The sequence below is a fragment of the Streptomyces sp. NPDC001714 genome, assembly GCF_042892755.1.
In the GTDB taxonomy this organism is placed as follows: Bacteria; Actinomycetota; Actinomycetes; order Streptomycetales; family Streptomycetaceae; genus Streptomyces.
On the sequence record NZ_JBIAUL010000034.1, the window covers coordinates 32,872 to 44,554 of the forward strand.

Below are 11,683 nucleotides of genomic sequence, written 5' to 3' on the forward strand. Positions count from 1 at the left end.
GCCTCTTCCTGTCACGGACCGTGGGCCGGCCGGCGTGCCGAGTGGGAGCAACCGTAGGAATGCGGACCGGCGCGGCGGAGGACACCGGCGGCCACACGCAGGACCCTGGCGGCCAGCAGCACACGGTCCGGACGGCGCCCCGGGAGACCCGCTCACCACCGGCCGGGCGGCAGGCCCAGCGGCCCGCGCCGCCCCGGCCGATCAGCGCCCCGGCCGGTCAGCCGCCTGGCCGCTGGAGTCCCCTTTGTGGCCGCACAGGCCAGTCCGCGGGCGCTTGCCCGCTGCCTAAGTTCCTCCCACGCCGAAACGTGGCGACGAGAGGAGGTGGACTCGTGAAGGAGTCCGAATTCGACACCTGTGTCATCGGGGCGGGTCCCGCAGGGCTGGCAGTGGCACGGGCGCTCGGTGAGCGGCGGCTTCCCTACACGCACATCGAGCGGCACACGGGTCCGGGAGGTCTGTGGGACATCGACAACCCGGGCAGCCCGATGTACGAGTCGGCGCATTTCATCTCCAGCAAGACCCTCTCGGGGTTCGGCGGCTGGCCGATGCCCGACCACTTCGCCGACTACCCCCCGCGACGGCAGGTCCTGTCGTACCTGACGTCCTTCGCCGACGCCTACGGGCTGACCGAGCGGATCGAGTTCGGCACCGCCGTCCGTGACGTGGCGAAGAACCCGGACGGCACCTGGACGGTCACCCGGGCCGACGGGCGCACCAGCCGGCACGGGCAGGTCGTGGTCTGCACCGGCTCGCAGTGGCACCCCAACATCCCCGAGATCCCGGGTGACTTCAGCGGCGAGATCCGGCACACGGTCGGCTACCGCAGCAGCGACGAGCTGCGCGGCAAGCGGGTCCTGGTGGTGGGCGCGGGCAACTCCGGCTGCGACATCGCCTGCGACGCGGCCCGGGCCGCCGACCACGCGGAGATCAGCATGCGCCGCGGCTACTGGTTCATCCCGAAGCATCTGTTCGGCAGGCCCGTGGACACCCTCGAAGGCGTCGGTCCCCGGATGCCGAAGTGGCTGGAGCAGAAGCTGTTCGGCGCACTCCTGCGGATCGTCAACGGCGATCCGCGCCGCCTGGGCCTGCAGAAGCCGGACCACAAGCTCTTCGAGACGCATCCCACGGTCAACTCGATGCTCCTGCACCACCTGCAGCACGGGGACATCACCGCGCGGCCGGGCATCGTGCGCGCCGAGGGCCGAACCGTCCACTTCACCGACGGCAGCAGCAACGACTTCGACCTGATCCTGCTGGCGACCGGCTACGTCCACAAAGTGCCCGTCGCCCAGCGCTACTTCGGGGACGAACAGCACCCCGACCTGTACCTGTCGTCGTTCTCCCGCGAGCACGAGGGGCTGTTCGGCGTCGGTTTCATCGAGACCAACTCCGGTGCCTACCAGCTGTTCGACGCCCAGGCCCAGTTGATCGCCGGCTTCGTCCAGGACATGCGCCGGGGCACGCCGAACGCCGAACGGTTCGCCCGCATGATCCGGGGCGACCGCCCGGACCTGTCCGGCGGCCTCCGGTTCGTGGACTCCCCGCGTCACACCGGCTACGTCGACAGCGCCGCGTACACCAAGTACCTCACCAAGGTCGCCGCCGCCATGGGCTGGCCCACCGAGGGACGCCCCCCGGCGGTGCCGGTGGTCCGCAGCAAGGAGACGGTGGCATGAGCGGCTACGACTACACCGGCAAGGTGATGCTGGTGACCGGCGGCGCGGGCGGCATCGGCAGCGCGCTGTGCCGGCGGTTCGCGATCGGCGGCGCCGTGTGCGTCGTCGTCGACATCGACGGTGAGCGCGCGAAGCGGGTCGCGGACGCCCTCCCCGGTACCGGCCACCTGGGCCTGGGCTGCGACCTGCTGGACCGGGCCGCGGTGGCGGACCTCTTCGAACACGTCGCCTCCGCCTTCGGCCGCCTGGACGTGCTGGTCAACAACGTCGGCATGACCAGCACCGAGCGGTTCGACGTGCGCGCGGTGGAGACCATCGAGCGGGAGATCGACCTGAACATGATCTCCCCGCTGGTGGCCACCCGGCTCGCCATTCCCCTGCTGAGGGCCTCCGCGGACCCCCGCATCATCACCACCGTGTCCCTCGCCGGCATCTTCCCCCAGGGGGAGACCCCCATCTACGCGGCGTCGAAGTTCGGGCTGCGCGGCGCGATGCTGTCCATCGCCCTCGACCTGGAGGGCAAGGGCATCCGCGTCGGGTCGGTCCTGCCGTCGGCGACCGACACCGCGATGCTGCGCCGGGAGGCCGTCGACGGCGGCAACTCCCTGCAGTTCCAGGACCCGCCGCAGCAGCCCTCCGACGTCGTCGCCGCCGTGGCCGGCATGCTCGACCGGCCGCGCCTGGAGGCGTATCCGCGCGTCGGCGAGTCGCTCCTGGTCCGCTTCTCCATGCTCGTGCCGAACCTTCTCCCCCGGCTCCTCCCGCTCTTCCGCAGACGCGGCGAGCGCGGTCTGGCCCGGTACCTGGAGGACCTGCGCCGCAGAGGACTGGCCCGGCAGGTCGACGGCCGCTGGGAACTCGTGAAGGAGGCGTGATCATGACCACGGAAGCGAACGACCGTCTGCTCCGGGTCGTCAACCCGGCCACCGGGGAGACGCTCGACACCCTGCCCGCCGCCACCGCGGACGAGGTGGACACGGCCGTGGACCGGGCCCACCGCGTCTTCGACAGCGGGGTGTGGGCGGGCCGACCGCCCCGGGAGCGGGCCGCGGTGCTGCTGCGCCTCGCCGAGCTGATGGAACGCGACACCGAGATCCTGGCCCGGCTGGACTGCGAGGACGCGGGCAAGCCCATCACGGAGTGCCGTACCGGCGACGTGCCCGGCGCGATCGAGTCGATCCGCTGGTTCGCGGAGGCGGCCGACAAGGTCTTCGGCCGCATCGCGCCCACCGGCCACGACCACCTGGGCCTGATGAGCCGGGAGCCCGTCGGAGTGGCCGCCGCGATCCTCCCCTGGAACTACCCGCTCGCCATGGCCGCATGGAAGATCGGCCCCGCCCTCGCCGCGGGCAACAGCCTGCTGCTCAAGCCCGCCGAGGCGACCCCGCGCTCGGCCCTCCACGTGGCACGGCTGGCGACGGAGGCGGGGCTGCCGGACGGCGTGCTCACCGTCCTGCCCGGCTACGGCACGGAAGCCGGCCGGGCACTGGCACGCCACCCCGGGGTGGGCGCACTCTCGTTCACGGGCTCGACGGCGACCGGACGGCGGATCCTGGCCGATGCCGCGGAGACCAACTTCAAGCGGGTCTCCCTGGAGATGGGCGGCAAGAGCCCCCAGGTCCTGATGCCGGACGCGCTCGACTTCGGCGTCGAACTCATCGACGACATGATCGAGGCCGCGTTCCTGACGATGGGGCAGAACTGCACGGCCGGCTCCCGGATCCTGGTCCACGAGGACATCGCCGCCCAGGTCGTCGCACGGTTCACGACCGCCGCCGGGGCCCTGGTCATCGGCGACCCGGCCAAGCCGGACACCCGGACGGGACCGCTGATCAGCCCGGCGGCGCGAGACCGGGTCGCCCGCGCCGTGGACGAGGCCGTCGCCGCCGGAGCCGTGGCACACACCGCCGGGCTGCCGGCGGGTCTGCACCCGCACGGGGCCTACTACCCGCCCACGGTCGTCGTCGGCGCCCCCGACGGCACCGGAGTCCTCACCGAGGAACTGTTCGGGCCCGTGGTCACCGTCCAGACCTTCAGCTCCGAGCAGGAGGCGATCCGGACAGCGAACGCCACCCCCTACGGCCTCGCCGCCTCCCTGTGGACCCACGACCTCGACACCGCCTTCCGGCTCGCCCGCGGCATCCAGGCCGGAGTGGTCTCCGTCAACGCCTACAGCGAGGGCGACATCACCGCCCCCTTCGGCGGCTGGAAACAGTCCGGATTCGGCGGGGCGGAGCGGTCCACCGACGCCTTCGCCCAGTGGACCAGGGAGAAGACGGTGTGGATCCGCACCCGCTAGCAAGGCCAGAACCGGACGCAAATGCCTAAAGTGGTCGCCAGTACGGCCCTGGAGAGACGCCATGCCCGATCCACCCCGTCCGGAGAACGGCACCACCCGCAGCACGTCGGCGACGATCTCCCCGAACATCCTGCGCTATCTCAGCCGGATCACCGGGGAGTACGGCGTCGACCTGCGACCCGAGCTGACGGAAGTGGGTCTCACCGAGACCCTGATGGGGTCGGCGGCCCTGCGCGTCTCCTACCGCCAGGGCAGCACCGTCATCCGGCGCGCCGTCGAACTCACCGGCGACGAGAACCTGGGGCTGCGGGTGGGAGCCGCGCAGCACCTCACCGCGTGGGGCCTCCTGGGCTTCGCCATGCTGGCCAGCGACACCCTCCAGGTCGCCATCGAGGCGGGGGTGCGCTTCCAGAACGTGTCCGGGGCCATGACCGTCTGGTCGGCAGGCCGGGAGGGCGCCGACTACGTGGTGCGGGCCGACCTCCCGGATCCGGTGGTCGACCCGAACGTCGGCGTCTTCCTCGTCGAGGAGGCGTTCTCCAGCGTCGTCTCCCTGACCCGTCTCGCCGCGGGCGCCGACCTCGCACCCCAGGAGGTCCACTTCGCCTTCCCCGCCCCGCGCGACATCCGGCCGTTCCGCGACCTCTTCCGCTGCCCCCTGCACTTCGGTGCCTCCCGCAACCGGCTGGTGGTGCCGCAGGCATGGATCAACCGGCCGATGCCGGGCCGCGATCCCGTCACCTACGCCTCGACCCTCGAGCTGCTCGAAGCGCAGATGGCCTCACGTCGCCGTCAGCAGGACCTTCTGGAGGTACTGGAGATCTCCGTCGCACAGAGCCTCCCGGTCGTCCCCTCCTTCTCCGAACAGGCCCGCAGACACGCGTCGAGCGAACGCACACTGCGCCGCCGCCTGGCCGACTGCGGCACCTCCTACGAGGCGATCGTCGAGGGCGTCCGCCGTGAACGCGTCGAACAACTCCTGCACCGTCCCCGTCTCACCCTCCGGGAGGTGGCCCGCCAGGCAGGCTTCTCCGACGAACGCGCCCTGCGCCGGGCGGTCCGCCGCTGGCACGGCATGGCACCCTTGCAACTGCGTGAGGGCTTCCGCACCGGAGACGACGGGAACGGCGCCCCTCAGGGGTGAGGGAACCTGAGCAACCCGGGCAGGCCCTGGTGCGGCGTTGACAGTCGCCGGGATCGGCGCGACGGTGAGGGTTCTCCTGTGCCCCGAGACCGGAGGTCGCCCCTTGGCCGGTTCAGCAGAACCTCGCTCGGACACCGAACTCGTGGAACGCGTACGCGAACTCCAGCCGCTCATCCGCGCGCACGCCGTGCGCGCGGAGCGGGAACGGCGAGTGACGGACGAGGTCGTCGAGGCTCTCACGGGTGCCGGGATCCACCGCATGAACGTCCCCCGCCACTACGGGGGTTACCAGACCTCCTTACGGACTCAGGTCGACGCGCTGAGCCAGGTCTCCGCCGCGTGCGGGTCGGCCGGGTTCATGGCGTTGATCCAGGCCGGGTGTGCGTTCATCGCGGCCCTGTTCCCCGACGAGGCCCAGGACGAGATCTTCGCCCGTCCCGATGTACGGGTCGGTGGCACGCTCATCCCGGGTTCGAAAGCCGTTCCGGCGGACGGCGGTTATGTGGTGAGCGGCAACTCTCCCTTCGCGACCGGCTGTCAGGACGCCGACTGGCATCTGCTGACCGCCGTGGCCGACACCGGGGAAGGCCCGCCGGAGATGCTGTGGCTCGCGATCCCGATGACCGACCTCAAGGTGCTGGACGACTGGAACGTCTCCGGTCTGGCCGGGAGCGGCAGCAACACCGTCGTCGCCCAGGACGTTCACGTGCCCGCCCGTCGCGTTCTGCCGCTGGGACCCTTGCTCTCGGGCGCGTTCCCGTCGCGGCGCAGCAGCTCCGACCCCTTCTACCGGATGCCCGTGCTGCTGCTGTTCTGCGCCTGGACGGCCGCGAACGCCCTGGGTCTGGCACGGGCGGCTCTGACGGAGTTCGAAGAGCGCATCCATCAGCGGGGCATCACGTACACCTTCTACGAGCGCCAGCACGAGGCCCCGGTGACGCATCTCCAGTTCGCCGAGGCCGCGATGAAGGTCTCCTCGGCAGAACTGCTCGCCGCCGACTTCGTGGGGCTGATCGAATCCAGGGCGGCCGCCGGAGAGCCGTACACGACGCAGGAGCGGGCCCGGATCAGGGCGCAGTGCGGGTATCTGGCACGGCTGTGCAAGGAGGCCGCCGACCTGATCGGGTCCGCTTCGGGCGCCTCCTCCCTGCACCGTGAGGTGCCGGTCCAGCGGATCGTGCGGGACCTGAACGCCCTCACCCTGCACTCGTTCGTCAACCCCGCCGCCAACCTGGAGCTGTACGGCAGGGTGCTGTCGGGGCTCGACGCCCGTACACCGTTCCTCTAGCAGCGCTTCGAGTGCACGAGGAAGTCGTGTGCAATGAGCCGGGAGGTGCCGTCCGCGCCTGCACCGGCCGGGCCGTCCAGGTGCTGCGGAACAGGCCGTCCCGCTCGTACAGCGCCCTGATCTCCACGGTTCATGTCGCGGCCTCCAGGTTCAGCAGCGTGGTCTTGGCCTCGAGTCCGCCGACGTAACCGCCGAGCGTGCCGTCGGTGCGGAGCACGCGGTGGCACGGGACGACGATCGGCAGCGGGTTGGTCGCACAGGCGGTGCCCACCGCCCGGACGGCCTTGGGGTTGCCGACGAGCTCGGCCATGTCCCGGTAGCTGCGGGTCTGGCCGTACCCGATCTCGGGCAGATGCGTCTGCACGAGGCGCCGGAATCCGCGCGACAGCGACAGGTCCAGCGTCAGGTCGAAGACCTGGCGGTGCTTGGCGAAGTACTCGTCGATCTCGCGAGCCGCTTCGTCCAGCCGTTTCGGGGCGCGCAGGATGCGCGGGCTGAGCTTCTGGGCGAGGGCTTCCAGAACTCGATCGTGGTCCTCACCGGCGTAGGCCACGCGGACCAGCCCCTTCGGCGTAGCCGCGAGCAGCAGTTTGCCGACAGGTGAGTCGATGGTGGTGTAAGCGACATCGACGAGATCGGCTCGCTCTGCCGCCCGCTCCAGACGGCGGTGGAGCCGGCTGAGAGTGTCGGCGTCCACGGGCGTCGACAGCAGGGCGGTCATGTCGTCGTCGCGCATGCCGCTCATGATGATGCTCCTCTCGTGATCGCGCCCGGATACCTCTTCCTGAGATTCCTGAGCCCGTCCGCGGCGGCTCTGCGGGCCGCGTCGACGGTGCCGCCGAGGATCTCCGCGATCTCGGCGTATGCCAGCCCCGCCACATGGCGGTAGGCGACGGCCTGGCGCTGTTTGCTCGGGAGATCTTTCACCGCGGCCCACAGATCAGAGTCCCCGGAGTCCGGGATGCCCCGCCCTGTCGGTGCTTCCGGTACCTCGCCGACCGGCAGGGGGCTCCGCTTCGCGACACGCAGCACGTCGACCGCCTTGCGATGCGCGATCGTCACCAGCCACGCCTCGACGTTCGCCGTCTCGGGCAGGTCGGGACAGGCGCGCATGGCGGAGAGGAAGGTCTCCGACCACGCGTCGTCCGCGTCGTGCGGGCCGAGGACGACCCGGCAGACACGCAGCACGGCGGCACCGTGCAGCGCGACCACGTTCTCGAACGGTTGTTTCATGCCCATCCCCGTGTCTCGATCACGCCGAGTCTGGTGCTCATCCGCGTCTCCCTTCTCCCGGCTGGTAGACGTACGTCGCCCGCACGACGTGAGATTTCGGTCCGTGCCGTTCGTGATCACCGGCCCAGGCGCTCCGCGACCGGCTATACCAGGGCTCGGCTCGGCAGCGGCGCAAGCAGGGCCGGTCCGGTGCCGGGGCCGAGCGGGCTCTCCGGACGCCCAGCCGTCGACAGCTCCCCCTCCTGCCGCCCGCTTCCTTCGGCCAACGCCGCCACGCCGTGTCCGTGACCTGCGGCGGGGCCATTGTTCAGGGTGGCAGAACCGGCTGCCCATTCAATTCCCGGACCGCTGAACTCGGTGATGCACGGCGGTCGCCAGGCCCGCTGCAGCTGTCGGACGGCACGACGCGACACCGGCACAGGCACAGGCAGGACGGCCCACCACCCGACCGAAGCGACGAGGAGCCAAGGCTCATGAGCGAGAACGAACAGACGCCGCCCTACCCGGAGGGCGGCGCGGGGATCTTCGACATCGACCCCGACCAGACCGGCGTCAGCCAGGACCCCACCCACGAGGTCACCTCCGACCTCGACGCACTCCCCGACGACATGGAGCTCTGACACCAGCCATGGGAACCGCAAACGGAATGATCGCCGCCGCCCGCAAGCTGCTCGGCACCACCGAGCACCCGCCGGGCTCCAACCACAACACCGTCACCTCCTGGTACGGCTTCTCCGGCCCCTGGTGCGACATGTCCATCAGCTACGAGGCCGCCCACTCCGACAACCTCAAGGCCGTGATGGGCAAGTTCGCCCTGACCACCGCCCACGCCCGCGCCTTCCAGAGCCACGGCCGCTGGCACTACGGTCTGGGCGGCATCCGTCCCGGCGACGTCGTCTTCTTCGACTTCTCCGGCGGCCGCTCCATCAGCGGCATCGACCACGTCGGCCTGGTGGAGGCCGTCCACTCCAACGGCACCATCACCACCCTGGAGGGCAACACCTCCGACGCGTTCCGCCGCCGGGTCCGCGGCCGCGCATGCGTGGTCGGGTACGGCCGCCCCGCGTACGACGGCGCGGCCCCGATGCCGAGCCACGACGGCATCCTGCGCACAGGTTCCACCGGCAAGGCCGTCAGGACCCTGCAGCAGAACCTGAACACCGTGCAGAAGGCCGGCCTCACCATCGACGGCCAGTTCGGCGCCGCCACCGACAAGGCGCTCCGCACCTTCCAGTCGAAGCACAGGCTGACCGTGGACGGAGAGTACGGACCCCACACCGCCGCCGTGATGAAGGCCGCCCTCGCCGGCCGCAACGATGTCATCAAGCCCAAGGCACTCGTCGCGTCGCCCGCCCCACTCGCCGTGGACGGCCAGTTCGGGCCCGCCACCTGCGCCGCCCTGCAGCGCGCCCTCAACGGCAGGACGGGGGCCGGGCTGGACGTCGACGGCGCCTTCGGTCCGCTGACCGTCAAGGCCCTGCAGGCCTACCTGCAGGTGACCTCGGACGGTGTCACCGGACCCGACACCGTCACCGCCCTCAACAAGCACCTCGGCCTCACCCCGCAGGACACCTGGGACACCAGCACCACCGCCCAGCTCCAGAAGGCCCTCAACGCCGGCACCTTCTGACCGGGCCGGCACCGCGCAGCATCCATCGGCTCGGGGGAGAACGCATGCGCCTGACCAGACATGGCGGCACCTGAGCCCCTCCCCACTGCGCGACCTGTGGTGCCCCGCCGTCACCGTGCGGCGGGGCACCGTCCTGTACGTGACGTTCGAGCGGCGGGCCCGGCTCCGGGGCCGAGGAGGGCCGGCCCCTCGGTGGCCGGTTCCGATCCGCGGTCATCCCGCGGCGGTGAGCGCTCCCAGGGCACTCGCCTGGGTCCGCCAGTCGCTCTGGTTGGGGCTGGTGCCGGCCCAGCGCTCACCGAGGGCGTTGAGGGAGGTCCGGTCCTGCGCCCACAGGGTGTCCGCCTGCCTCTGGAGGTAACTCCGGTAGGTGCCGACGCCGGTGGCGGTCGCGAGATCGGCGAGGTTCCGCATGAAGATGCCCTTGAACTGCTTCTGGTTGTCGTCGCAGGACGCCGAACCGACGTCGCAGGACTCGGTGAGCACGCCGCCGACGGTCATCGCCGAGTTGCCGATCGCGGCGTCGGCGAGGGTCCGCGCGGTGGTCAGCAGGGAGCTGTCGCCGGTCGACCTCCACAGTTCGGTGAAGCCGCCGATGGCCAGCCCCTGGTTGTAACTCCACACGGTGGAGCCGTTGTTGGTGCACGACGAGGTCAGGCCGTCGTGCACCAGACCTGACGAGTCGATCATCCCGCTGGCCCTGTACCAGGCGGCGGACGCCGTCGCCCGCTGGAGCCAGACGGTGTCGCCCGGCATGCGCTGGTGCAGTGCGGTGGTCAGCCACAGGTACTGCCCGTTCGTCACCGCGTTCTTGTAGGTCCGCTCGCGGTCCCACCACACGCCCCCGCCGCAGGTACCGGTGTCCCAGTACTGCTGGACGTAGTCGGCGATGGTGACGGCCTCGTCGAGATACCGGGAGTCGCCGGTGTAGTCGTACGCGTCGATCCAGGCGATGGCCCACCAGCCCGAGTCGTCGATGGAACGGCTGATGAAGTCGCCCTCGATCGCGTCCGAACCGCGCGCACCGGCGGCGAAGGCGCCCTTGTTCTGGTCGAAGGTGCGCGCGATGACCCAGTCGTAGTCGTGGGTGCCGGTGGTCTTCGCGAAGTCGACGATCGAGGTGAGGGTGGCGGCCGAGTTCCACCAACTGCCAGGCCACCAGCCGTTGTAGGGGTCGTACGACGTCATCAGCGCGTCCGCCGCCGCGCGCGCCCTGGTCGGTGCGGGCCTGACCCATGCGGTGCAGCTGCCCTCGTTGTGGCTCGCCTCCCGGCCGCAGGCGCGGACCGCGCCGCCGTAGAGGAGGCCGCGCGGGTCGCGGGTGGCGTACATCGCGGTACGGGTGCCGGTGGCTCCGGACGGGGTGGCGGTCCGGCCGAGGGAGGAGCCGTCCGGCCAGGTCGAGCCGCCGTCCCAGGAGCGGTCCAGCCAGATCTCGTCACCGGCGCCACCGCTGTCGATACTCGCCCAGGCCATGGAGTTCCGCTGGTCGACGTGGAGCCGGATGATGCGGCCGTAGAGGGTGGTGGACGGTACCGGCTGGTCGTCGCCGGCCGCCTGCCCCGCACTCGTGCCGTCGCAGAGGCTGTCGCAGACCGTGGGACGGACCCAGTTCGTGCAGCCGACCCCCGCCGCGTCACCGCAGGCCCGGACCAGCCCGCGCCGGTGGTCGCGGGGGTCGGTGATGTTGTACATCAGCGTCCTGGTGCCGGTCCAGGTGCCCGGGATGCTCGCCTTGCCGAGCAGCCCCTCCCAGGTGGTGCCGCCGTCCCAGGAGCGGTCCAGCCACACCGAGTCCCCGGTCACGCCGTCGTCGATGCTGGCCCACGCCATGTCGTCCGCGTCGGACACGTGCAGTTCCAGACGGCGGCCGTTGAGGTCCTTGTCCGGCACCGGGAAGGTCTCCTGCCGGGCCTGCGAGGGGTCCAGCGTGTCGCAGGCCAGGACGCAGACCTGGGTGGCGGCGGACGCGGGTGTCGCGACCGGCACGAGGGCGGCGAACGCGAGCACGGCCGCCGCGAGGAAGCCGAGAAGGCGCGGTACGACAACGATGTCTGAGCTGCGTGAGGACACCGGGGCTCGCCTCGATTTCAGGATGAGGGACGACGGTCGGCGCGCGTGGCGGGGGCCGGCGGCTCCGGTCGAGCCGGGCCGGGATCGAGCACTGGTCCATACCTGTCTGCGAGGCAGTGAACCGGCTTGGCGGGTCCCTGTCAATGCCGCAAGGGTGCATCGAACCAGAGGAGTTGAGAGACGGGCGTGACGGTTGACACCCCGTTTTCGGGCGCCCATCATCGGTGGGACTTCGGCGAGGTTCCTCGTGCATCCAGCTGTCGCGACAGGCGCCGGGTTTCGTGCGCCCCGGATTTGAATCGTTTCAGAGAGTCGCTCCCCAGACCCCCACCCAGGA

The 11,683-nt window shown here is 70.9% G+C and carries 10 protein-coding genes; 7 read left to right on the forward strand and 3 right to left on the reverse strand.

Features of this window, described 5'->3' with window-relative positions; translation table 11 throughout:
* Positions 1–332 precede the first annotated feature (332 nt).
* The 5 genes from ACFY0P_RS47785 to ACFY0P_RS47805 all read left to right on the forward strand — a co-directional run bounded on the left by ACFY0P_RS47785 (position 333) and on the right by ACFY0P_RS47805 (position 6,410).
* The gene (locus ACFY0P_RS47785; RefSeq protein WP_388928778.1) at positions 333–1,679 is read left to right on the forward strand and encodes a flavin-containing monooxygenase; all 1,347 of its coding nucleotides are present in this window, start codon (positions 333–335) and stop codon (positions 1,677–1,679) included.
* A complete protein-coding gene (locus ACFY0P_RS47790; RefSeq protein WP_388928779.1) occupies positions 1,676–2,554 on the forward strand; it encodes an SDR family NAD(P)-dependent oxidoreductase in 879 nt (292 codons plus the stop codon). Before ACFY0P_RS47785 ends, ACFY0P_RS47790 begins: the two co-directional genes overlap by 4 nt.
* A 2-nt stretch (positions 2,555–2,556) precedes the next feature.
* A complete protein-coding gene (locus tag ACFY0P_RS47795; RefSeq protein WP_388928780.1) occupies positions 2,557–3,978 on the forward strand; it encodes an aldehyde dehydrogenase family protein in 1,422 nt (473 codons plus the stop codon).
* 61 nt (positions 3,979–4,039) lie between these two features.
* On the forward strand, positions 4,040–5,122 hold the full coding sequence (locus ACFY0P_RS47800) for an AraC family transcriptional regulator (protein WP_388928781.1): 1,083 nt from the start codon (positions 4,040–4,042) through the stop codon (positions 5,120–5,122).
* 142 nt (positions 5,123–5,264) lie between these two features.
* Positions 5,265–6,410, forward strand: coding sequence for an acyl-CoA dehydrogenase family protein (locus ACFY0P_RS47805; RefSeq protein ID WP_388928782.1), 1,146 nt, complete (start codon positions 5,265–5,267; stop codon positions 6,408–6,410).
* A 130-nt stretch (positions 6,411–6,540) separates the two neighbouring features.
* Here ACFY0P_RS47805 and ACFY0P_RS47810 read toward each other — a convergent pair whose 3' ends face one another.
* Together ACFY0P_RS47810 and ACFY0P_RS47815 are read right to left on the reverse strand one after the other, a co-directional pair.
* Positions 6,541–7,155, reverse strand: a complete 615-nt coding sequence (locus ACFY0P_RS47810) for a methylated-DNA--[protein]-cysteine S-methyltransferase (RefSeq protein WP_388928783.1) — start codon at positions 7,153–7,155, stop codon at positions 6,541–6,543.
* Positions 7,152–7,643 (reverse strand): RNA polymerase sigma factor, encoded by a 492-nt coding sequence (locus ACFY0P_RS47815; RefSeq protein WP_388928784.1) that lies wholly within the window; start codon positions 7,641–7,643, stop codon positions 7,152–7,154. The genes ACFY0P_RS47810 and ACFY0P_RS47815 overlap by 4 nt, the downstream gene beginning before the upstream one ends.
* Before the next feature lie 473 nt (positions 7,644–8,116).
* On the opposite strand from ACFY0P_RS47815, the gene ACFY0P_RS47820 reads away from it, so the two are divergent.
* The gene (locus tag ACFY0P_RS47820) at positions 8,117–8,263 is read left to right on the forward strand and encodes a hypothetical protein (RefSeq protein WP_388928785.1); all 147 of its coding nucleotides are present in this window, start codon (positions 8,117–8,119) and stop codon (positions 8,261–8,263) included.
* An 8-nt stretch (positions 8,264–8,271) separates the two neighbouring features.
* Positions 8,272–9,273 carry a peptidoglycan-binding protein gene (locus ACFY0P_RS47825; RefSeq protein ID WP_388928786.1) on the forward strand — a complete coding sequence of 334 codons (1,002 nt, stop codon included), beginning with the start codon at positions 8,272–8,274 and terminating at the stop codon, positions 9,271–9,273.
* 213 nt (positions 9,274–9,486) lie between these two features.
* On the opposite strand, the gene ACFY0P_RS47830 is transcribed toward ACFY0P_RS47825, so the two are convergent.
* On the reverse strand, positions 9,487–11,106 hold the full coding sequence (locus ACFY0P_RS47830) for a glycoside hydrolase family 76 protein (protein WP_388928814.1): 1,620 nt from the start codon (positions 11,104–11,106) through the stop codon (positions 9,487–9,489).
* Between the last annotated feature and the right edge of the window lie 577 nt (positions 11,107–11,683).